Source organism: Pseudomonas sp. S9 (genome assembly GCF_000222125.1).
Taxonomy (GTDB): domain Bacteria; phylum Pseudomonadota; class Gammaproteobacteria; order Pseudomonadales; family Pseudomonadaceae; genus Aquipseudomonas; species Aquipseudomonas segetis.
In genome coordinates this window covers 395,891-418,492 of record NZ_AFFX01000002.1, presented here as the reverse complement: position 1 = coordinate 418,492, position 22,602 = coordinate 395,891, and the positions used below count along the sequence as shown (strand labels likewise).

Genomic DNA, 22,602 nt, shown 5'->3' with positions numbered 1-22,602 from the left:
CTTAAAGATGGCCTAATATGCTTTATCAACAGCCCCTACGTCGAATCAGCATGAAGCGTTCTTTTATCAGCGCCACCCTCGCCCTTGCCCTCGGATTGAGTGCATTGCCTTTGGCAGCAAAGACCACCAGCGATCACAGCTGGGACTATTTGACGCCTGATCGCGAACAAGTCATTGCCAGCCTCAACGTAGTGGAGCTGCTCAAGCGCCACCACTACAGCAAGCCGCCGCTCGATGATGCCCGTTCGGAAATCATCTACGCGGGCTACTTGAAGATGCTCGATCCTCAGCGCAGTTATTTCACTGCCGCCGATATCGCCGAGTTCGACAAGTGGAAAGATCAGTTCGATGACTTTCTCAAAAGCGGCAACCTCGAGCCCGGCTTTGTCATGTACAAACGCCATCTCGATCGCCTGAAGAGCCGCCTCAACTACGCATTGACCATGCTTGGCAAAGGTGTCGACAAGATCGACTTCAGCGTCGATGAAGAACTCACCCTCGATCGTGAGAAATCACCCTGGGTCAAGGACGAAGCGGCGCTTGAAGACCTATGGCGTCGCCAGGTCAAGGACGAAGTACTGCGCCAGAAGATCGCGGGAAAAGACACCAAGACCATCCAGGAAACCCTGATCAAGCGCTACAAGCGTCAGTTGGTTCGTCTAGACCAGACCCGCAGCGAAGATATCTTCCAGACCTACATCAATGCGTTTGCGATGTCTTACGATCCGCACACCTCTTATCTGTCACCGGATAACGCGGAAAACTTCGACATCAACATGAGCCTGTCGCTCGAAGGTATCGGTGCGGTGCTGCAAAGCGATAATGACAATGTCAAAGTCGTGCGCCTGGTTCCAGCCGGCCCAGCGGAAAAGAGCAAGCAGATTGCCCCAGCCGACAAAATCATCGGTGTCGCCCAGGGCGATGACGAGATGGTTGATGTCATCGGCTGGCGCCTGGACGAAGTGGTCAAGCTGATTCGCGGCCCGAAAGGCTCCAAGGTTCGCCTCGAAGTGATTCCGGCGAGCAATGCACCCAACGACCAGACCAGCAAGACCGTCACCATCACCCGCGAAGCGGTGAAGCTTGAAGATCAAGCGGTGCAAAAAAAGATTCTCAAGCTCAAGCACGACGGTCGTGACTACAAGCTCGGGGTCATTGAAGTTCCTGCGTTCTATCTCGACTTCAAGGCGTTCCGCGCCGGCGACCCGAACTACAAGAGCACCACGCGTGACGTCAAGCGGGTACTCACCGAGCTGAAGAAGGACAAAGTTGATGGCGTGGTCATCGACCTGCGCAACAACGGAGGCGGTTCCCTGCAAGAAGCCACTGAGCTGACCGGCCTGTTTATCGACCAGGGCCCGACGGTTCTGGTACGCAACAGCGACGGCCGGGTCGATGTGCTCAACGATGAGGAACCCGGTATCTTCTACAAGGGCCCGATGGTGTTGCTGGTCAATCGCCTGTCCGCCTCGGCGTCGGAGATTTTCGCGGGCGCCATGCAGGACTACCACCGCGCCCTGATCATCGGCGGCCAGACCTTCGGCAAAGGCACTGTGCAAACCATCCAACCCCTGAACCACGGCGAGCTGAAGCTGACCCTGGCCAAGTTCTACCGGGTTTCGGGGCAGAGCACACAAAATCAGGGCGTACTGCCTGATATTGCCTATCCCGATGTGATGGACACCAAGGAAATTGGCGAAAGCGCGCTGCCGGAAGCCATGCCCTGGGACACCATCAACCCAGCGATCAAGCCAGAGCGTGACCCGTTCAAGCCTTATTTGGTGCGCCTCAAGGAGCACTATGAACAGCGCACGGCGAACAACCCGGACTTCACCTTCTCCCGTGAACGCCTGGCGCTTGCGCAGAAGCTGATGAAAGAAACCGAAGTCAGCCTCAATGAGGTCACGCGCCGTGCACAGCATAAGCAGATCGAAGGCGAGCAATTGGCCATCGAAAACAAGCTGCGCAAGGCTAAGGGCGAAGAGCCGCTGACCAAGCTTAAAGAAGTCGATGAAGACAGCGTTGCGGTCGAGGACAAGAAGACCAAGCCCGAGGATGATGCCTTCCTCAGCGAAGCCGGTCAGATCCTGCTCGACTACCTGAACCTGACTTCAGCCTTGGTTAAAAAGTGATGCACGCCCGCTCAAGCTCGGAGCCGGGCTTGAGCGGGCTCACGCTTGAGGCTGAGCCGAGCTGTCATTAAAGAGTCATTAATTTGTCGCAAAATCAGGGGCTGATATCACTATCAGCCCTTTGTTTTTTCCGACTCAGAGACTCCAAATGACCGTCACCGAGCAGTTGAGCACGCTGGACCACATCCTCGCTCACGGCGACTTGCATAGCCTCTTTCAGCCTATTTTTTCGTTATCCGAGCGGCGCATCGTCGGTTATGAGGCCCTGACTCGTGGCCCCTCCAACAGTGCCCTGCACTCGCCGATCAACCTGTTCAGTGTGGCGCGTCAAGCTGGTCGCCTCAGTGAACTGGAAATGGCTTGCCGCAAAAGCGCCTGCCAGCAATTCAGTCAACAAAAGCTTGAGGGCAAGCTGTTCCTCAACGTTTCCCCCGACTCGTTGCTCGAAGCCAACCACCGCCCTGGTCGCACGCTGCAGCTGCTGCAAGCCTTTGGCATATCGCCCAACAATGTGGTGATAGAACTTACCGAACAAACCCCTACCGAAGACTTCGCCCTGCTCGATACGGCCTTGCATCACTATCGCGCCATGGGCTTTTCAATTGCACTGGATGATCTTGGCGCAGGTTATTCAAGCCTGCGCTTGTGGTCTGAGTTAAGACCCGACTATGTGAAAATTGACCGCCACTTCATCGATGGCATACATCTCGACTCGGTCAAGCGAGAGTTTGTCGGCTCCATCCTCAAGATGGCCCAGGCCTCACGCGCCACCGTAATTGCCGAAGGCATCGAGCTTGAAGAGGAACTGGCAGTACTTTCCGAAATGGGTGTCGACCTGCTCCAGGGCTATTTGCTCTGCCGCCCGCAAGAACAACCGCCACGTGACGCACGCCTGTTGCTGCCACAACTGCTCAGCTCGCCCGGCACCCTCAGCGAAGAAGACAGCGACCTCTGCGCCCTGCTCAACGAGCAACCCGCAGTGACTATCGATACCTCGACATCCGCGGTACTCGAAGCCTTTCGCCTGCAGGCCAACCTGAACTCCCTGGCGGTACTCGATGAGCACAGGCAACCCGTTGGCATTGTCCATCGCCATGCGTTTGCCGATGCTCTGCTCAAACCCTTCGCCGCTGAACTCTTTGCCCGCAAACCCATCAGCCGGTTGATGAGCACGGACTTCCTCAGCGTGGAAGTAAGCCAGTCCCTGCAAAAGGTCAGCCGCCTGCTGACCAGCCGTGCACGCCAGCGTATCGAAGAGGATTTCATCATCACCCTCAACGGCCGCTACCAGGGGCTTGGCCGGGTCATCGATGTACTCAAGCTGATTACCGAGTTGAAGATCCGGCAAGCCAAACATGCCAATCCATTGACCATGCTACCCGGCAACGTGCCCATCCAGCAGTGCCTCACGCGCCTGCTGCAACAAGCCATACCGGCAGTGGTTTGTTATGTGGATATTGATAACTTCAAACCCTTCAACGACCTGTATGGCTACGCCAAGGGTGACGAAGTGCTGCTGTATCTCGCCCAATGCCTGAGTGAATGTGTGGACCCAACCCGCGACTTCGTTGGTCACATTGGCGGTGATGACTTTCTCCTGGTCTTGAGTTCAGAGCAGTGGCGCAAACAATTGAGCAGGCTGTTTGAAACCTTCCAGAACCAGTGCCGGCGCTTTTACCGCGAAGAGGACCTGAATGCCGGTTGCTTTGTTTCCCATGACCGCCACGGTACGCGCCAGGAGTTTGCCTTGCTCTCGATTTCCATAGGCATAGTCCAGGTCACCCCCCAATACGCTGCCGACCTGGATGCAAGCCAACTGGCGGCCTTGGCCTCAGAAGCCAAGCACCACGCCAAGGCAATCCCCGGCTATAGCTTTCACCTGATTGACGCACAAAAAATCTCAGCCTGAAGCGCAAGCCATCGACGGTACTGCGACACAGGCCCGGCTTGCGCTAAGATTGTGCTGTCGACCGGTATGATGGTCGGCCACCAGAAATACTCTCTACCAAGGCCGGTAACTTGCGCACATCTTTTATCAGCGCCTTAATGCGCAAAATCGCACGCCCCATCACAGATCCTTATCGACGTTACCGCAATGCCCGGCTGATTCATTCAGCACGCATTTCGGTGGGCCTGCTGGCCTCCATCCTTTTGACCACCGGTTTCAATCTACCCCACGGCGAGTGGGCCTCGGTGACCATGCTGGTGGTCATTGGCGGCCTCCAGAACCATGGCAATATCCGCAGAAAGGCTGCCGAACGGGCTGTCGGCACATTCATTGGCGCGGGCCTGGGCTTGCTCTTGGTGATCCAGCACAACTACATGGAGCTAGCGGGACTCACCTATGTATTGATGTCCATCTGCTGCGGCTTCTTTTCCTATCACGCTATTGGCAAAGGTGGCTATACCGCCTTGTTGGAGGCAATCACCTTTTTTGTGGTCGCAGGCCACGGCGAGAACCCGGTCAGTGACGGTATCTGGCGCGGCGTCAACATTCTCATCGGTATCGCGCTAGCCCTGATATTTTCATTCGCCCTGCCGCTGTATGCCTTCTACTCGTGGCGCTATAACCTGTCGGGCGCACTGCGTGACTGCGCCACTATTCATCGGCGCATCATCACCGGCTTGCCAGTGACCGACGATGAGCACCAAAAACTGATCAACCGCCTGAATAAACGCATGGTTGAACAACGCTCGCTGATGCCATCTGCATCAAAGGAAATGCATGTCTCCATGACTCGTCTGGATGCGATCCAGCGCAGCTTGCGCATGTGCATCAGTACCCTTGAAATTCTCGCCCATACGCGCCCCGAGGCTGGCGACAGCAAAGGTTTGGAATTACTTCAGTCGACCTTGGCGCCTGAAAACAAGCGCATCCGGGTGTTGTTGCTCGGCATGGCACGCGCCCTGCGCCTGGGCTCGGCAAAAATGCTTAATGAAGCTGATCACAAACCAGAAAAGATGCTCGCACTGGAAGCTGCCGCCGCATCGGGCATGGCTGGTTATGTGCTGCTGACATTTGAGTTGTCCGCCACCCTAGAAACCTTGCGCCAACAACTTGCCGACACTGCCAAGCGCTGGAAAGCCCATTGAGTTCTATTGTGCGCGGAGGTTGAATTTATAACCCGAGCGACTCTGCGCGCATGGCAAAGTGCTCTGCTTGCACCGGGTCCGCCTCCAGGCCCGGCGCCCCGTCACGGTAGAGCTCAGACAACCGCTGGGCCGCAAGTGGATGACCTGCTGCCGCAGCCAAGGCCCACCAATGTGCAGTCTGGCTGGCATCCGGAGCCTGGCGGGTATCGCCCTTGAGACTCAGCAGCCCCATTTGATAAGCCGCCTTGGCATCGCCCGCCGTCGCAGCCAGTCGTAGCAGTCGCACACCCTCTTCCCGTGCACCCAGGCCCTGGCCACGAAACAACAGTATGTGCCCATAGAAACTTTGCGCCTGCACGTCACCCAGATTGGCCATCCGTGCAAACTGGCCTTCGAGCCATTGCCAGCCGCGCGGCTGCTTGACCAGCCATGACCAGTGGAACAAGCGTCGGGCTAGCCAGTAACTTAACCGAGCGCGTAATTTATGCAGCATCTAATTAATGCTCCGGCGGGTAATCAAACTCAAAGACCCGCGCCACCTCGGCAGCATGCCAGGAGGCAGCCGCCACGCCATCAGTGGGCCCGCTGAAACGGCCAAGACGAGTAACGCAGTCAAAGTAGCCGGTACGGGGAAGACGGCTTGCTCCCTGGCTGATTACCAGTGAACTGCGCAGTGGACGATCCGCTTGTGCATCCAGGGCCGCCAGGTGCTCGAGTGCGGCAGTCAGCGTTTGCATTGCCGGCGCAGGCAGTGCCAGGCGCTCGATCAATGCACGGTAGGTCAGGAGGTGCCGCTGGCGTCGGGCATCGTCCAGGGCAGTCAATAACGCATCATAGTGTTGACGAGTAATTCGAACACTCAAGAGCTCGCCTCCCAACCCTCAATGCCAAGGTTCCAGGCCAAGGCACGCTGAATAGCCGCATCTGGTTCACGCTCGCCGCTTTCGATCATTTTCAGGTAATGGGGACTGATGCCAACGGCGCGCGCCAGGGTGTCTATATCCATGCCCTTGGCTTCGCGCAGGCTGCTTAGCCGACTCAGTGGGGAAACATCATTGGACACAGGCTCAGCAACAACCTGAAGGCTCCCTGCAGCTTGTAACAGCGCTTGATAATGCGCCCATGGAATCACTGCATATTCAGGCTCACCATCACGTGAGATAACTTGCACACTCATGTTCAACTCTCCACCCTGCTACTTCTACTAATGCAAAGCCGGTGCTTGCGAAAAGTGCGGCGCTTGATAACTATCTGCATCCGCTTATCAACATCTTAGCAGTCCATGGGACCAATAAGCGTGAACAGGGCCTGCTTGGCGCCATTGAACAAGTTTTGAGGTCGACTACTTGTCCGGGCACGGGTTGCCGGACGCGCTGGAGTCAGGGCTTGAGCTCTTCCAATTCCAGCGGTGCTGAGTCAGGTAGGTGCTCTATGCGCTTGAGCTCCTGGGCAGGCTGTTGCGACTGCCATAGACGAAACATGCGTAATTCATCCGACCAGGTCCGCAGCACCCAGGCCAGTACGGCTATGTCATCGACAAAACCTATACCGAGAATCCAGTCGGGTAACGCATCGATGGGTGTTACGAAGTATAACAACGCCCCCACAAACGCCAGTAACGCTTCGCTACTTATCGCGCGATACTCGCCACGCCACCAAGCGATGCACAGGCTTTGCAAAAGCGCCAAGTCTTGTTTCAAACCGCTCAGCGCCGGGCCCTTCTTGGCGATTTTCTTGGTCGTCGCCGCCAACAGAGCCGGCAATCTGCCATTACTTAAAAATTTTTGCGCAAGCTTCAGGTAACGGGAAAAATTTCGAGGTGCTTTCATCGTGCCTCCCTCGCCAGCCCGCGTCTTTCAAGGGCTGGCATGGGTTATCCACCAAAGCTGTGGATAACCTTGTGAACAAATACTGGATTAGCTTACCAAACGCCCGGCTCATGCGGCTTCTCTACAGATCGGGCATTTTTTGCCCAGCAAATAAAACCCTTATTTTTCAATAAGTTACATAAATCAAAGGGTTTTTTAAGGCGCGCTAAAATCGCTAAAAATGAAACCCTCGCTAAATGTGCATAACCGTAACATTCACTCGCCACTGCCTCCACATTAAGACCGGACAGTCGCTTTTTGGTTCTATTTATGACCCGTACAAACGACAACGCCCCGTCGAAACGGGGCGTTGCTTGCATCTCAATAAAGCGAGTGTCAATTACTCTGCCTTATCAGCCTCTGCAGCTGGCTCAGCAGGTGCATCCGGAGCACCAGCTTCTGCTTTTGGATCCTTGATTGCGATCAGTTCCAGATCGAAAACCAGCACCGAGTTTGCTGGAATCGCAGGGCTCGGGCTTTGCGCGCCGTAGGCCAGATCACTAGGGATGTACAGCTTGATCTTCTCGCCAACGTGCATCAGCTGCAGGCCTTCAACCCAGCCCGGGATCACGCCGTTAACGGGCAAGTCAATCGGGCTACCACGCTCAATCGAGCTGTCGAAAACAGTGCCGTCAGTCAGCTTGCCTTCGTAGTGGACGGTAACGATATCGGTTGGCTTGGGTTGCGCACCGTCAGCCTTCTTGATGATTTCGTACTGCAGGCCGGAGTCAGTGGTCACGACGCCATCGCGCTTGCCGTTCTCTTCCAGGAACTTCTTGCCTGCTGCCTTGGATTCGTCGCTCAGCTTGGCCAGGCGCTCTTCGGAACGCTTTTGCAGGGAAGCAAAAGCTTCAACCAGCTCTTCGTCTTTCAAACGTTGTTCTTTCTTGCCGATCGCATCTTCAATGCCCTGGGCAACTGCTTTTGAATCAAGATCGTCCATGCCTTCTTGAGCCAGGCTTCTGCCCATGTTCAGGCCAATACCATAAGAGGCTTTCTGCGCTGGGGTTTTCAGTTCCACGCTGTTGGTTTGCGAATCACAACCAGCGAGCACCAGCCCAACCAGGGCTACCGCAGCTGCTAAACGATGCTGTTTCATGCTTATTCCTTGTTCGGTGCACGCCCGTAGGGCATTCGAGTGAAAGCGCGAGCTTAGCAGGCCGCAACGATCACTGGCTACCAGCTTAGGATTAAGAAAATGCTTATAAGTTCAGCTATTTAGGTCGAACTTCGACGAAAACAATTGGTTTGCAGGGAAAGGGGTAGAATCTAGAAGAAATGATGCAATGCGGGGAAGCATGAAGAGGGGGGAAATGGCGCAGCGGACGGGACTCGAACCCGCGACCCCCGGCGTGACAGGCCGGTATTCTAACCAACTGAACTACCGCTGCGCGTAACTTCAAAAAGCGAGTTTGGTGGGTGATGACGGGATCGAACCGCCGACCCTCTGCTTGTAAGGCAGATGCTCTCCCAGCTGAGCTAATCACCCTTCACTCTCGAAGTGGGGCGCATTCTAGAGAGCCAATCGCACCTTGGCAACCCCCTTTGCCAAATAAATTTTATTTAGCAGGCAAAGGCTTAGATAAGGTCTGAAAAACTACCCTGGCAGGCACTCCTGCGTTAAAACGTTGCCCAACCTATGGCTTCACTACCTGATTTTTAAATTTGCACTGCTGCCACTTACCTGCTTTTCCAGCGATTCCTTCACACAGGGTTGGCCTGGGACGATTAGGCGGGAATAATGGCGGCTTTGCGTTAATGGAGAGTCACCCTGCTATGTGGTTTCGTAACCTGCTGGTTTATCGCCTCACCCAAGATGTACCCTTTGATGCAGATGCGCTGGAAGCCGCACTTGCTGCAAAACCGGCACGCCCATGCGCTAGTCAGGAACTGACCACTTACGGTTTCGTCGCCCCCTTTGGCAAAGGTGCTGACGCTCCCCTGGTTCACAGCAGCCAGGGGTTCCTGTTGATTGCCGCACGCAAGGAAGAACGCATTCTGCCCGGCAGCGTGGTGCGTGACGCGGTCAAGGAAAAAGTCGACGAGATCGAAGCCGAGCAGATGCGCAAGGTCTACAAGAAGGAGCGCGATCAGATCAAGGATGAGATCGTCCAAGCCTTCCTGCCTCGCGCCTTTATCCGCAAATCTGCAACCTTCGCAGCCATCGCCCCGGCCCAAGGCCTGATCCTCGTCGATGCATCCAGCCCGAAACGTGCCGAAGACCTGCTTTCGACCCTGCGTGAAGCCATTGGCTCACTGCCGGTACGCCCGCTGACGGTGAAGATCGCCCCGACGGCGACCATGACCGAATGGGTCAAGACCCAGAAAAGCGCCGATGACTTCTATGTCCTGGATGAGTGCGAACTGCGCGACACCCATGAAGATGGCGGCGTGGTGCGGGTCAAGCGCCAGGACCTGACCAGCGATGAAATCCAGCTGCACATGGAGTCGGGCAAGCAAGTCACCCAACTGTCCCTGGCATGGCAGGAGAAGCTGTCGTTTGTACTCGACGACAAACTCACGGTTAAACGCCTGCGCTTCGAAGACCTGCTGCAAGAGCAGGCAGAGCAAGACGGTGGTGATGACAACCTCGGCCAGCTGGACGCCAGCTTCACCCTGATGATGCTGACCTTCGTTGAATTCCTGCCAGCGTTGTTTGAAGCCCTTGGTGGCGAAGACACACCGCAGGGACTCTAAGCAGCCTGTTGCCAGGATGCGTTCTACTGCGCATCCTGGCGATGCTTTACCGGGCAACATGAACAAGCCGCTGGACATATGAGCGGCACCCCGTCACCCAATGGATCAACAACATGCGCGCATTGATTAGCCTAAGCCGCTTTGTCGGCAATACCTTCGCCTTGTGGGTACTGTTATTTGCGATTTTGGCTTTTTTCCTGCCAAGTGTTTTTCTACCGCTTACCGCTTGGATAGTGCCACTGCTTGGCCTGATCATGTTCGGCATGGGCCTGACCCTGAAGACCGAAGATTTCCGTGAAGTCGCCCAACGCCCCGCGCGGGTATTGGCCGGCGTCATCGCTCAATTTGTAATCATGCCGTGCCTGGCCTGGTTACTGTGCAAACTACTGAACCTGCCTGCCGAAATTGCCGTCGGGGTGATTCTGGTGGGCTGCTGCCCGGGCGGAACAGCTTCCAATGTCATGGCCTGGTTCGCCCGCGGCGACGTGGCGCTGTCAGTGGCAATCACCTCCGTGACCACCCTGCTCGCCCCGCTGGTGACGCCGGCGCTGATATGGCTGCTTGCCTCGCAGTGGTTGCCCGTGTCCTTTATGGCAATGTTTATCTCGATCCTGAAGATGGTCCTGCTGCCAATCATTCTCGGGTTGGTCGTCCAGCGCCTGCTGGGTGAGCGAGTCAAATTGGCTGTCGATGTGTTGCCGCTGATCTCGGTGGTCAGCATCGTTGCCATCGTCGCGGCTGTTGTTGCCGCCAGCCAGGCCAAGATTGCCGAGTCGGGCCTGCTGATCATGGCGGTTGTGATTCTGCATAACGGTATTGGCCTGGCGCTCGGCTACCTTGCAGGACGGGTGATGGGCATGCCATTGGCACAGCGTAAAACCATGTCGATTGAAGTCGGCATGCAGAACTCCGGGCTGGGTGCTGCACTGGCCAGCGCGCATTTCTCACCTTTGGCTGCCGTGCCCAGCGCGCTATTCAGCGTTTGGCACAACCTGTCCGGCCCACTGGTCGCCAGCATTTATCGACGCATGAAAGATGACGCGCCTGAGAAAAACCAATAAATCAGAAATATTTGGATATTGCGGCGACTTGCCTCGCCGCAGGACTCGGTTAAACTAGTACCCGTTTTGAGGACGACCTCAGACTGCATATCCATCTGGCGGGGACGACCCCAGCGACGCAAATTAATCGTCTGGAGGTCTGTATGTCCTGGATCATTCTGTTTTTCGCCGGCCTGTTCGAAGTCGGCTGGGCTGTTGGCCTTAAATACACCGACGGCTTTACCCGCCCCCTCCCTACCGCACTGACCATTGCCGCCATGGGCATAAGCCTGGTGCTGCTCGGCATTGCCATGAAAGACCTACCGCTGGGTACCGCCTATGCAATCTGGACCGGCATTGGCGCCATCGGCACGGTGATTGCCGGAATCATCCTGTTCGGTGAGTCAATGGCCCCCATGCGCATACTCAGCGTGGCCTTGATCGTCAGCGGGCTGCTGGGCTTGAAACTCAGCCACTAGCGCCTAAAGCCCTGCCAGCGCCGCATATCGCCGCGCTGGCACAGGACACTATGACCTCAACGAATATCGCCACGCAGCCCGGCTACCTGCTCTTGCAGATTGGCGCGACTGGCTTGTTGTGCAGCAATCGGTGAGCCCGCCACCAGGCAAATGCGTGACCACAGGCGCCGTAAAAAGCCCTTGTTCGGATCGCGACTGAAAAAACTGCCCCATAAACCTTGCAGCGCCATCGGAATCACCGGCACCGGGGTTTGCTCAAGAATGCGTTCGACACCGCCCTTGAATTCATCAATTTCACCGTCGCCGGTCAATTTTCCCTCGGGAAAGATACACACCAGCTCACCGTCTCGCAGGTACTGCGCGATTTGCTTGAACGCAGCGTCGTAGATCAGCAGGTCTTCGTTACGTCCGGCAATCGGCACGGTGCCAGCGGTGCGGAAGATAAAGTTGAGCACCGGCAGATTATAGATTTTGTAGTACATCACGAAGCGCACCGGACGCCGGATAGCGCCACCAATCAGCAAGGCATCGACAAACGAGACATGGTTGCAGACCAACAATGCGGCGCCTTCATCTGGGATCGCCTGCAAGTTCTTGTGCTCAACCCGGTACATGGAATGGCTGAGCAGCCAGATCATGAAACGCATGCTGAACTCGGGCACAATCTTGAAGATATAGCTGTTGACGGCAATGTTCATCAGCGAGATGACCAGGAACAACTGCGGAATCGACAGCTTGGCCAGGGTCAGAAAAGCAATAGAAACAATCGCCGAGACCACCATGAACAGCGCATTGAGAATGTTGTTTGCCGCAATCACCCGCGCCCGCTCACTCTCGACACTGCGCGATTGAATCAGCGCATACAGCGGGACTATATAGAAGCCGCCAAACAAGCCAATGCCCATGATCGAAGCCATGATCGCCCACGCCTGGGCATGACTCAAAACCCCAAGCCAGTCATGGGGCTGGGCGGCTTGCGGAAAGTCGCCGGACACCCACCAGAGTAAAATGCCAAACAGGGTCAGGCCGATGGAGCCAAACGGCACCAGGCCAATCTCGACCTTCTCACCCGACATCTTTTCACAGAGCATTGAGCCCAGGCCGATGCCCAGCGAGAACACCGTGAGGATCAGGGTAACCACGCTCTCGTCGCCATACAGCCAGTCCTTGGCGTACGCCGGGATTTGGGTCAGGTATACAGCGCCGAGAAACCAGAACCAGGAATTACCCAGCAAGGAGCGTGAAACGGCCGGGGTTTGGCCCAGGCCAATTTTCATAGTGGCCCAGGACTGCCGGAAGATATTCCAGTCCATTTTCAGCTCAGGCAAGGCCGCAGGCCCGGAAGGAATCTTGCAACTGCACAGGTAGCCCAGCACCGCGACACTTACCACGGCTCCGGCAACAATACTGGCGTAGCTGCTGCTGGCCATGATCACACCAGCGCCGATGGTGCCAGCCAGAATCGCCAGGAAGGTTCCCATTTCAACCAGCGCGTTACCGCCAATCAACTCACGCTCGCGCAAGTGCTGCGGCAAAATCGAATATTTGACCGGACCAAACAACGCCGACTGGGTGCCCATGGCAAACAGCACCAACAACATCAGGGGCAAATTGCCCAGCAGAACCCCGGCGGCCCCTGCAAGCATGATGATGATTTCAGCGAACTTGATCTTGCGGATCAGCCAGTCCTTATCGAACTTCTCGCCAAATTGTCCGCCCAGGGCGGAAAACAGGAAAAACGGCAGGATAAATAGCAATGCGCAGAGGTTGACCAGTAGATCACGGTCAGCGTCGACAGTGAGCTTGAACAGAATGGCCAGAATCAGTGACTGCTTGAAAATATTGTCGTTAAAAGCGCCGAGCAACTGGGTCAAGAAAAACGGCAGGAACCGCTTGGTGCCGAGTAACGCAAACTGCGATTGTTGGGTCATCGTCCATGTACCTGTGGCGGATTCGTTATGCATTTGACTGCAACCCATCCATCGAAAGCCACACCCAAAGCAGATTTTTGCAGAGGATTAACGAAAAAAGCGCCCTCGGGCACTCTTTCAATAAGTCCTTCTGCAGGGTGGAAGACGCCTCACCCCTCCACTAGCATTTGACGTCGATCTCGTGCCTCGCGCTGGACAAGCTCCACGTTGTCGCACCCTCGCCCCGGTGACTTCTGGTTTTCCACTAGATCGGCAACTGACCCATTGCCCAGCGCAGCAGGAAAAACACCAGCAAACCTCCGCCGATTGTCGCCAGCAGGTGCCGGGTAAACGCCGCAATCGCGATGGTGACCAGGCCCGCCACCAGGTACGCGTTATTCAGCGCCAGTTGCCAGTTCTGGCCATCGGGCAACAACATGCCGGGCACCACGATCGCCGTCAGTACCGCTGTCGGCACATAATGCAGCCCCTGGCGTACCAGCGGCGGAAAACTCAGGTTTGGCAAGGCGAACAAACTGTAGCGAATACTGAAGGTAATGACCGCCATGCCGAAAATCAGCAACCAATTGTCCATCAGGCAAGCTCCTCTTCGGGCAGATCACTGCGTCGTTCCAGGACCACGCCGACAAGGATCCCGCTGAATGCCGCGGCCATCAGCCCCAACTTGTATGGAAAGTCATAACAAGCCAGAGCAACTGCAGCGGCAACCAAGGCGGCTGCAACCTGAGGGCAATTGCGCAGCATCGGCACAACGATGCCAATAAAGGTCGCGAGCATCGCAAAATCCAAGCCCCACTCGGCCAGGTTCGGCACCGACTGGCCAAAAACCAAGCCGATGACCGTACACAACAACCAGTTGCTGTACATCGCCAGTGCAGCGCCGAGGAAATACCAGTGCTTGTTCAACGACTGATCAGCGAGCGCATAGCGGTGCTGGACTACGGCGAAGGCTTCATCGGTCAACCAGAACGCCAGGCCCATACGCCAGCGCGCAGGTAGATGACGTACGAACGGTTGCAAACTGGCGCTGTACAAAGCATGGCGCAGATTGACCACGAAGGTGGTCAGCAATAGAACGGTGAGACCGACACCGCTGCTGAGCAGACTGATCGCAATAAACTGCGCTGAGCCTGCAAAAACCAGACTGATCGCAATAAACTGCGCTGAGCCTGAAAAAAAAAAAACCGACATGGCCAGGGTCTGCCATGGGCTCAGCCCAGCCGCAACCGCCAGGCTGCCATAGATGATGCCAAATGGCATGGCGCCCAACAGCATGGGCAGCATGTCACGGACACCTTGAGAAAATTCCTGCACACGGGTCATAACCTGTCTCCTTGACCCGCAAGCCTATCTCAACCAGCGGCAGGCAGCTTGAACGATATTGCTCAACTGCGCGCCTTCGCCGAAATCACTATTGCAGGCTTGGCAGACCCGAACTGGCAGCACGGTACGCACCAGGAGATACGCCGAATACCTGCTTGAACTGGCGACTCAAATGACTCTGGTCGGCAAAGCCGAGCTGCATCGCCACGTGCAAGGGCATGCACCCCTGCTTGAGCAGGGCACGGGCCTGGCTCAGGCGCCGCTGCTTCAACCATGCGTGGGGAGGCAGACCGGTTGCCCGGCGAAATACCCGTGCGAAATGAAAAGGTGAAAGGTTCACCGCCGCCGCCAACTCTTCAAGCGAGGGCGGCGCGGCCATTTGACTGCTGAGCAATTCCTTGGCCTGCTCCACCGCCCGGGTTTCACGTCCGGGGGCGCGAGGCTCGGCGACCTTGGCGTAGCGTTGAAACAGCAGCAAGACTGCTTCGCGCCAGACGATTTGCTGATGCAAGGCATCGGCGCCGCCTTCCAGCAGAAGGTGCAGTTGGGTAAATGCATTGTGCAGTTGTGGATCGTGCAGCACGCTCACGGCGAAGCCAGGCATTCCGCCGCCGGCGAGATCCAGCTCTCGCAATACCCCGAGCACCTGGTGGTTATCCGGATAAAAGCCCCGGTAACGCCAGCCGTCGTCATGGGCCTTGGAGCCGGTGTGGACCTCATCCGGATTGATCAACACCATGCTGCCCTGCGGCGCCAAATGATCACTGCCACGGTGCCTGAATCGCTGGGCGCCGTTTTGGATAACAGTAAACACAAAGCCTTCATGAACATGTGGGGCAAAACGCTGTTGCACATATCGCGCATGCAGCAGTTCGACATCGGCCAGGCCCTTGGCCTGCCAAAAACGGATTTGTTCACTCGCCTCGCTCATGGTTTTACAACGCGCCGAATCGCGCCTCCAACTGCTGCTTGATGGCAGGCCATTGCTGGTCAGTAATGCTGTATAGCACGGTGTCATCAAGGCGCCCATCGGCCAGGCGACGATGATTGCGCAACAGGCCCTCTCGTTCAGCGCCGAGCTTTTCAATCGCCGCCTGTGAACGCAGGTTACTGGCCGCCGTTTTCAGTTGCACACGGACCATCCGCCAGCTTTCAAAGGCGTGGCGCAACATCAGGTACTTGATCGTGGTGTTGAGCCCAGTGCCGTGCTGCGCCCGGTCAAGCCAGGTCCAGCCAATTTCGGCGGCAGGCAGTTTGGGCATGAAATCGGCAAAGCGCGTGGTTCCGACCAGTTGATCGCCCAGGCGGATAACAAATGGCAGCGCCTTGTCCTCGCGCTGATCAGCCAAGCCCTGGCGATACCAGTCAAGACGCTGCGCGCCGTCGACATACACCAGTTCGCCACGATTGGCCTCGGCCAGGGCTACCAAGGCCGGGATGTCCGCATCAAGCATCGGCTCGATGCGCAAGGCGCCACGCTGTAGGGTTATTAATTGCGGTCTGAACATAAGGCTCCTCTACATGCGTCAACGCCAACGGATCAACTTAACAGGGTGATAACCACTTCACAATTAACAGGCGCACAATTATTCCCGGCAGCAGCCCTGCGACCAAGGTCGCAACTGACGTTTGCAGACTTTGCTGCGACACTGTCGGCTGTAACACCCAAGCATTTGTAAGCAGTTGCTCTGGTGCAACCTGCTACTGCTCACAAAGGCGCAAAATGTCATAGCCGTCGGTTGTTGAAGTTAAGACCGAACCGTTCGCACTTAGTTTGTTGTTGGAGTCTGCATGTCGCTGTCCGGCGGGCTAATCGCTGCTGTTGCCCTCACCTATATGGCTATCCTGTTCGCCATCGCATTTTATGGCGACAGGCGCCGCAAACCCTTGTCGCCTAAAGTTCGCGCCTGGGTCTACAGCTTGTCGCTGACCGTTTACTGCACCAGTTGGACATTCTTTGGCGCCGTGGGCCAGTCGGCCGAACAGCTGTGGTCTTTCCTGCCCATCTATATCGGCCCGATTCTCTTGCTGCTGTTCGCCCCCTGGGTGCTGCAGAAAATGGTGCTGATCAGCAAACAGGAAAACATCACCTCGATTGCTGACTTCATTGCTGCGCGCTACGGCAAATCCCAAGGCCTGGCCGTAGCCGTTGCCTTGATCTGCCTGGTTGGCGTGCTGCCTTATATTGCCTTGCAGCTCAAGGGCATTGTGCTCGGGGTGAACCTGCTGGTTGGCTCGGTGCCAGACTCCACCGGCACCCGCGCCCAAGACACGGCGCTGATCGTGTCGCTGGTACTGGCCCTGTTCACCATTTTGTTCGGCACACGCAACCTGGATGCCACCGAGCACCACCGCGGCATGGTGCTGGCGATTGCCTTTGAATCACTGGTGAAGCTGCTGGCGTTTCTCGCGGTTGGCGCCTTTGTTACCTTCGGCTTGTTCGATGGCTTCGCCGATTTATTCACCCAGGCAAAAAACTCCACTGAACTCACGGATTTCTGGCAAGTGGCGGTCAACTGGCCGGCAATGCTGGTGCAAACCTGCCTGGCGATGATTGCCATCGTCTGCCTGCCCCGGCAGTTCCACGTCACGGTTGTCGAAAACATCGAGCCGCAAGACCTGCGCCTGGCGCGCTGGGTTTTCCCTGCATACCTGGTGCTTGCCGCGATGTTTGTGGTGCCCATCGCCCTCGCCGGGCAGATGCTCCTGACCCAGGGCGTAACGCCTGATTCATTCGTGATCAGCCTGCCCCTGGCCGAGGCCCATCCAGCGCTGGCCATGCTCGCATTCATCGGCGGCGCCTCGGCGGCCACCGGCATGGTCATTGTTGCCTCCGTGGCACTGTCGACTATGATTTCCAATGACATGCTCTTACCTTGGCTTTTGCACCGCAATAGCACTGAGCGGCCTTATGAAGCATTCCGCCACTGGATGCTGACGGCACGCCGCGTGAGTATTGTGCTGATTCTATTGCTTGCCTATGTCTGCTATCGACTGCTCGGCTCTAACGCCAGCCTGGCGACCATCGGCCAGGTCTCATTCGCCGCCATCGGCCAATTGGCACCGGCCATGTTCGGTGCTTTAGTCTGGAAGCAAGCCAATCGCCGGGGCGTGTTCGCCGGGCTTATTGTCGGCGCGCTGATCTGGTTCTACACCCTGGTGATCCCGCTGATCATCGGCAGCCTGGGCTGGTCCATAGAGCGCGTGCCCGGCCTGCACTCGCTGCTCCATGCACCGATCGGCTTCGAGGTGGATGCACTCACTCGCGGCGTGGTGCTGTCTCTGGCTGGCAACACGCTGCTCTTCGCCTGGGTCTCGTATTTTTCCCGTACCCGTGTATCTGAACACTGGCAAGCCGGACGCTTTATCGGCCACGACCTGGGCAGCAAGCTCGGCGCACGCAATAGCCTTGCCGTGCAGGTTAATGACTTGCTGATACTGGCCAGCCGCTTTGTGGGCGAGGAACGCGCCAAGCAAAGCTTTATGCGTTTTGCCGCACGCCAGGATCTGGCGTTCAACCCCAATCATCAAGCCAACAGTGAATGGATCGCCCACACCGAACGCTTGCTGGCCGGTGTGCTCGGCGCCTCATCGACACGTGCCGTGGTCAAAGCAGCCATTGAAGGCCGCGACATGCAGGTCGAGGACGTCGTACGCATAGTCGACGAAGCCTCTGAAGTGCTGCAGTTCAACCGGGCATTGTTGCAAGGCGCGATCGAAAACATCACCCAGGGCATCAGCGTGGTCGATCAGTCGCTGCGGCTGGTGGCCTTGAATCACCGCTACATCGAAATGTTCGAGTACCCAGATGACCTGATTTACGTTGGCCGCCCCATCGCCGATATCATCCGTCACAACGCCGAGCGTGGCCTGTTTCGCGAAGGTGGCGTCGAAGCCAATATCAGCAAGCGCCTGTACTGGATGCGCCAAGGCACACCGCACACCTCTGAACGCATGTTCCCCAACGGCCGGGTGATCGAACTGATCGGCAACCCCATGCCCGGCGGCGGTTTCGTCATGAGTTTCACAGACATTACCGAGTTCCGCCAAGCCGAGCAGGCGCTCAAGGAAGCCAACGAGGGCCTCGAACAGCGAGTCAGCGAGCGCACCCACGAGCTGTCGCAATTGAATGTCGCCCTGACCGAGGCCAAGGGCAATGCCGAGGCCGCCAACCAGTCGAAAACGCGCTTCCTCGCTGCCGTGAGCCATGACCTGATGCAGCCTTTGAATGCTGCTCGCCTGTTCTCTGCAGCCCTGTCGCATCAGGACGAAGCACTTCCCCATGAAGCCCAGGAACTGGTACGCCATCTCGACACATCGCTGCGCTCTGCTGAAGAGTTGATAACCGACCTGCTGGATATCTCGCGACTGGAAAGCGGACGCATCACCCCCGACTGCAACCCCTTCGCGCTAAGCACGCTGTTTGACACCCTCGGTGCTGAGTTCAAGGTGCTTGCCGCCGAACAGGGCATTGATTTCCGCCTGCGCGGCAGCCGCCAACGGATCGACAGCGATATCCGCCTGTTGCGCCGTGTGCTGCAGAATTTCCTGACCAACGCCTTCCGCTACGCCCAGGGCCGCGTGATTCTGGGCGTACGCCATATCCCCGGCCATTTGCGCCTGGAGGTATGGGATCGCGGTCCCGGGATTCCCGAGAACAAGCGTAAGGAAATCTTTGAAGAGTTCAAGCGCCTGGACAGCCATCAGACCCGTGCCGAAAAAGGCCTGGGCCTGGGCCTGGCGATTGCCGATGGCCTGTGCCGGGTGCTAAACCATTCACTGGAAGTGCGTTCATGGCCAGGCAAAGGCAGCGTGTTCAGCGTCACCGTACCGCTGGCCAAGGCCTCGCTGCACAAGCCAGCCAGCAAAGCCGTCGAACAGAACAATGCCCAACTGCCAGGCTCCCAGGTGCTCTGTATCGACAACGAAGACAGCATTCTGACGGGCATGCACAGCTTGCTGTCGCGCTGGGGCTGCCAGGTTTGGACCGCACGCAATCGCTTGGAGTGCGAGCACCTGCTCAGCGAAGATGTACGGCCGCAGCTTGCCCTGATCGACTTCCACTTGGATGAAGGTGATACCGGCACCGAACTGATGGCCTGGCTACGCACCCGGCTCGGCGAGCCTGTACCTGGCGTAGTGATTAGCGCGGACGGACGCCCCGAACTTATCGCCGCGGTGCATGCGGCTGGGCTTGACTACCTGTCCAAGCCGGTCAAGCCTGCGGCGCTGCGCGCCTTGCTCAGCCGTCATCTAACCTTGCGCTAAAGGAGCTTGCGGGTAGAGCTACCCGCAGCTTGCCCACCGTCAGGCATCGTCCTCAAGGGGCAATTGCGCGGCCTGCTCCAGCAGGTCGGCCGGCAAGCTTTTACTTGCCCGCGCGCCCAGCAGCTTCAGGTTCTCAACACGATTGATGATATTGCCTCGCCCGTCGCACAGCTTGTTACGTGCCGAAGCGTAGGCTTTATCCAGCTGTTGGAGGCGCGCCCCCACTTCGTCCAGGTCCTGGATAAAGGCAAAGAACTTGTCGTACAGCGCCCCAGCGCGTTCGGCAATCTCGCGGGCATTCTGGCCTTGGCGTTCCTGGCGCCAGAGACTGTCAGTCACACGCAGCGTTGCCAGCAATGTGGTTGGGCTGACGATCACGATATTCTGCTCAAAGGCTTCCTGGAACAGCCCGGGCTCAGCCTGGAGCGCAGCAGCGAATGCAGCTTCGATTGGTACGAACAGCAATACAAAGTCGAGGCTGTGCAAGCCTTCAAGCCGCTGGTAATTCTTGAGCGACAAACCCTTGAGGTGGCTGCGCAATGATTGCACATGCTGCTTGAGTGCCGGCTGTCGCGTGGCATCATCCTCGGCGGCCACGTACTGCTGATAGGCAGTCAGGCTAACCTTGGCATCGACCACCACTTGCTTGTCTCCGGGTAGCTGAATCAATACATCCGGCTGGAAGCGCTCGCCCTCGGCGCTTTTCAGGCTGACCTGGGTCTGGTACTCACGGCCCTTCTCCAAGCCAGCATGCTCGAGCACCCGCTCAAGAATCAGTTCCCCCCAGTTTCCCTGGGTCTTCTGCCCCTTGAGCGCACGCGTCAGGTTGGTCGCCTCATCACCCAGGCGCTGATTGAGTTGCTGTAGACGCTCAAGCTCCTTGCCCAGGGAAAACCGCTCACGCGCCTCATGTTGATAGCTTTCTTCGACGCGCTTCTCGAACGACTGGATGCGCTCCTTGAGCGGGTCAAGCAACTGGCCGAGGCGTTGCTGGCTGGTTTCTGCAAAGCGCTGCTCGCGCTCATCAAAAATTTTCCCGGCAAGCTCGGCAAACTGTGCGCGCAATTCATCCCGCGAGCCCTGCAAGTCCGCCAGGCGCTGCTGATGATGCTCCTGTTGATCACGCAGTTCTGCGGCAAGTCCCGCCCGTTCCGAGCCCAGGCGGCGCAACTCCGCCTCCTGCTGCTCGCGCTGTTGCTGCCACTCACGAGCGGCTTCGCGGGAAATCTGCTGTTCGTGCTGCAACAGTTCAGCCTCGCGGCGCATGGCTGCAAGTTCTGCCTGCTGGTCGGCTTTGATCTCGGCGATCTCGCTGACTTCCTCGCGGCAGGCATCAAGCTGCGCGCTCAGGCCGGCTTGCGCCAGCTGCGCACTGCCCAAGCGCTCCTGCAGCAAACTGCACTCGAAGGCCTGGGCCGAGGCGCGACGCTGTAGCACCAGGGCAAGCACCAACAAGGGTATTCCCGCTCCGGCAAGGCCGATAAACAAGCTCGGTAGATCGATTGGCATACGCAACTCCGCATCAGCATTACTGGAAGTATACCCAGTAGTTTGCCGATACGTCAGGCGCCAGTTGCTTAACCCTTTATATAGCCAGGGCAAGGCATCGTCATGGATGTCGCGCAGCCAGGATCATTCGCTGGATAAAGTCCAACCCAGGCATACAGCCCGGCATGCCTGAAAGATATTGATTGGCTGGATTGGGGGTCAGAGCGACTTGAGCAGGGCCTTGGCTTCTTGCGAACCATGCGCAGCAGCCTGTTCCAGCCACTGGTGCGCCTGATGCGGTTCGTTGACGCGTGGCTTGAGATAATGGCGGCCCAGCTCCAGCTGCGCGCAACTGTCGCCTGCGCGGGCAGCCAGGCGCAGCATTTCAAGTCCCATGCGACGGTCGCGGGTGTTACCGCAATCACGGCAGAGCATTTGTCCCAAACGGCTTTGTCCAGCCACTACCCCTTCGCGTGCGGGCTGCTTTAGCAGTTGGCCAGCAAAACGCTTGATCGAAGGTGCATGGCCCAAGCGTGGGTTATCGAGCAGCCACAGCGCGACGCGCATGGGTAACTTGGTGCTGATTGGGACGGGAGCAGAATGGGTACGGGGCAATACGCGAGGCATAAATAACGGCGATAGGGTGGAAAGGCGCGCCACTCTACTCTTTTTTTTTCAGAGGTAAACCCCAAAGACCTCGGAAAAACGTAGCGAGCGACGAAAGCACAAGGCGCACAGCCAACGCATAGCAGTCAAAGGCTTGACCAACATGGCGGCACCCGCACTGTCGAACCCAATCATTTTTCTGCAGCTCCCTTAACAGACTAATGTGACAACCGTATGTAGGACCTGGACAGACAATCCACAGAACCTGTGGATAACTCGGTGGACAAGATGGGAGCAAGCGCCGTCAACGCCTGTAGTTTGGGGGCTGAGCTTAAACTGACGATTTTTTCACCAGCAAAAAAAATTGATATTTTTCATTGACTTAAAAAATCCATATGAATAATCAATGATTTACGGCGCTCTTTGAATCAAGCTTGCTAAGGCGCATTGAAATTGTGCACAAGTCAATTTACCGCAGGTCAGAAATGCCCTAATTGGGCGCATATTGGCCACTCCTGAAGATCACCATAACAGCGTCAAAGACTTGACCCACAAGCGCAAGCCCAGCAGCTTGGGGATCTCCACAGGGTGCGAACAGCAAGCGCCAAAAAAAACTGCGGCAAATTCGCGCAGGGTAATTTTATTGGCCTTGATGCGATCATGTCTCAATTAGCCAA

The 22,602-nt window shown here is 57.0% G+C and carries 19 protein-coding genes and 2 tRNA genes; 7 read left to right on the top strand and 14 right to left on the bottom strand.

What is annotated here, in order from left to right; translation table 11 throughout:
• Positions 1-50 precede the first annotated feature (50 nt).
• The 3 genes from PSES9_RS0105820 to PSES9_RS0105810 all read left to right on the top strand — a co-directional run bounded on the left by PSES9_RS0105820 (position 51) and on the right by PSES9_RS0105810 (position 5,225).
• The gene (locus PSES9_RS0105820) at positions 51-2,132 is read left to right on the top strand and encodes a carboxy terminal-processing peptidase (protein ID WP_238530366.1); all 2,082 of its coding nucleotides are present in this window, start codon (positions 51-53) and stop codon (positions 2,130-2,132) included.
• 148 nt (positions 2,133-2,280) lie between these two features.
• Positions 2,281-4,041 carry a bifunctional diguanylate cyclase/phosphodiesterase gene (locus PSES9_RS0105815; protein ID WP_010484984.1) on the top strand — a complete coding sequence of 587 codons (1,761 nt, stop codon included), beginning with the start codon at positions 2,281-2,283 and terminating at the stop codon, positions 4,039-4,041.
• A 137-nt stretch (positions 4,042-4,178) separates the two neighbouring features.
• Positions 4,179-5,225 carry an FUSC family protein gene (locus tag PSES9_RS0105810; RefSeq protein ID WP_010484983.1) on the top strand — a complete coding sequence of 349 codons (1,047 nt, stop codon included), beginning with the start codon at positions 4,179-4,181 and terminating at the stop codon, positions 5,223-5,225.
• Between the two features lie 25 nt (positions 5,226-5,250).
• Here PSES9_RS0105810 and PSES9_RS0105805 read toward each other — a convergent pair whose 3' ends face one another.
• From PSES9_RS0105805 to PSES9_RS0105775, 7 genes are all read right to left on the bottom strand, one after another.
• On the bottom strand, positions 5,251-5,718 hold the full coding sequence (locus PSES9_RS0105805) for an SEL1-like repeat protein (protein ID WP_010484980.1): 468 nt from the start codon (positions 5,716-5,718) through the stop codon (positions 5,251-5,253).
• Between the two features lie 4 nt (positions 5,719-5,722).
• Complete coding sequence (locus PSES9_RS0105800; protein WP_010484977.1) at positions 5,723-6,088, bottom strand: hypothetical protein; 366 nt, start codon at positions 6,086-6,088, stop codon at positions 5,723-5,725.
• The gene (locus PSES9_RS0105795) at positions 6,085-6,402 is read right to left on the bottom strand and encodes a helix-turn-helix domain-containing protein (RefSeq protein ID WP_010484976.1); all 318 of its coding nucleotides are present in this window, start codon (positions 6,400-6,402) and stop codon (positions 6,085-6,087) included. Before PSES9_RS0105795 ends, PSES9_RS0105800 begins: the two co-directional genes overlap by 4 nt.
• A 202-nt stretch (positions 6,403-6,604) precedes the next feature.
• Positions 6,605-7,054 carry a YkvA family protein gene (locus PSES9_RS0105790; protein ID WP_010484975.1) on the bottom strand — a complete coding sequence of 150 codons (450 nt, stop codon included), beginning with the start codon at positions 7,052-7,054 and terminating at the stop codon, positions 6,605-6,607.
• Between the two features lie 379 nt (positions 7,055-7,433).
• Complete coding sequence (locus tag PSES9_RS0105785) at positions 7,434-8,192, bottom strand: FKBP-type peptidyl-prolyl cis-trans isomerase (RefSeq protein WP_010484974.1); 759 nt, start codon at positions 8,190-8,192, stop codon at positions 7,434-7,436.
• A gap of 215 nt (positions 8,193-8,407) precedes the next feature.
• Positions 8,408-8,484 (bottom strand) — tRNA-Asp (locus PSES9_RS0105780).
• Positions 8,485-8,506: 22 nt separating this feature from the next.
• Positions 8,507-8,582: transfer RNA gene (locus tag PSES9_RS0105775), tRNA-Val, on the bottom strand.
• Positions 8,583-8,869: 287 nt separating this feature from the next.
• On the opposite strand from PSES9_RS0105775, the gene rdgC reads away from it, so the two are divergent.
• The 3 genes from rdgC to sugE all read left to right on the top strand — a co-directional run bounded on the left by rdgC (position 8,870) and on the right by sugE (position 11,309).
• Entirely contained in the window at positions 8,870-9,790 is a 921-nt protein-coding gene (rdgC, locus tag PSES9_RS0105770) for a recombination-associated protein RdgC (protein WP_010484973.1), read from the top strand.
• A 113-nt stretch (positions 9,791-9,903) separates the two neighbouring features.
• Positions 9,904-10,851, top strand: a complete 948-nt coding sequence (locus PSES9_RS0105765; RefSeq protein ID WP_010484972.1) for a bile acid:sodium symporter family protein — start codon at positions 9,904-9,906, stop codon at positions 10,849-10,851.
• A gap of 143 nt (positions 10,852-10,994) precedes the next feature.
• Positions 10,995-11,309 (top strand): quaternary ammonium compound efflux SMR transporter SugE, encoded by a 315-nt coding sequence (gene sugE / locus PSES9_RS0105760; RefSeq protein ID WP_010484971.1) that lies wholly within the window; start codon positions 10,995-10,997, stop codon positions 11,307-11,309.
• Positions 11,310-11,365: 56 nt separating this feature from the next.
• Here the strand turns inward: sugE and PSES9_RS0105755 are convergent, their stop codons facing one another.
• From PSES9_RS0105755 to PSES9_RS0105735, 5 genes are all read right to left on the bottom strand, one after another.
• Entirely contained in the window at positions 11,366-13,240 is a 1,875-nt protein-coding gene (locus tag PSES9_RS0105755) for an MFS transporter (RefSeq protein WP_010484970.1), read from the bottom strand.
• Positions 13,241-13,484: 244 nt separating this feature from the next.
• The gene (locus PSES9_RS0105750) at positions 13,485-13,814 is read right to left on the bottom strand and encodes an AzlD domain-containing protein (RefSeq protein ID WP_010484969.1); all 330 of its coding nucleotides are present in this window, start codon (positions 13,812-13,814) and stop codon (positions 13,485-13,487) included.
• Positions 13,814-14,563 (bottom strand): AzlC family ABC transporter permease, encoded by a 750-nt coding sequence (locus tag PSES9_RS0105745; protein WP_010484968.1) that lies wholly within the window; start codon positions 14,561-14,563, stop codon positions 13,814-13,816. Before PSES9_RS0105745 ends, PSES9_RS0105750 begins: the two co-directional genes overlap by 1 nt.
• Positions 14,564-14,651: 88 nt before the next feature.
• Positions 14,652-15,494 (bottom strand): helix-turn-helix transcriptional regulator, encoded by an 843-nt coding sequence (locus PSES9_RS0105740; protein ID WP_010484967.1) that lies wholly within the window; start codon positions 15,492-15,494, stop codon positions 14,652-14,654.
• 4 nt (positions 15,495-15,498) lie between these two features.
• On the bottom strand, positions 15,499-16,071 hold the full coding sequence (locus PSES9_RS0105735; protein ID WP_010484966.1) for a GNAT family N-acetyltransferase: 573 nt from the start codon (positions 16,069-16,071) through the stop codon (positions 15,499-15,501).
• Positions 16,072-16,354: 283 nt separating this feature from the next.
• Here PSES9_RS0105735 and PSES9_RS0105730 point away from each other — a divergent pair, with 283 nt between their 5' ends.
• A complete protein-coding gene (locus tag PSES9_RS0105730; RefSeq protein ID WP_010484965.1) occupies positions 16,355-19,831 on the top strand; it encodes a hybrid sensor histidine kinase/response regulator in 3,477 nt (1,158 codons plus the stop codon).
• Between the two features lie 39 nt (positions 19,832-19,870).
• Here the strand turns inward: PSES9_RS0105730 and rmuC are convergent, their stop codons facing one another.
• Positions 19,871-21,226 carry a DNA recombination protein RmuC gene (rmuC, locus tag PSES9_RS0105725; protein WP_177313040.1) on the bottom strand — a complete coding sequence of 452 codons (1,356 nt, stop codon included), beginning with the start codon at positions 21,224-21,226 and terminating at the stop codon, positions 19,871-19,873.
• Positions 21,227-21,538: 312 nt separating this feature from the next.
• Positions 21,539-21,886 carry a sel1 repeat family protein gene (locus tag PSES9_RS0105720; RefSeq protein ID WP_010484963.1) on the bottom strand — a complete coding sequence of 116 codons (348 nt, stop codon included), beginning with the start codon at positions 21,884-21,886 and terminating at the stop codon, positions 21,539-21,541.
• Positions 21,887-22,602 lie beyond the last annotated feature (716 nt).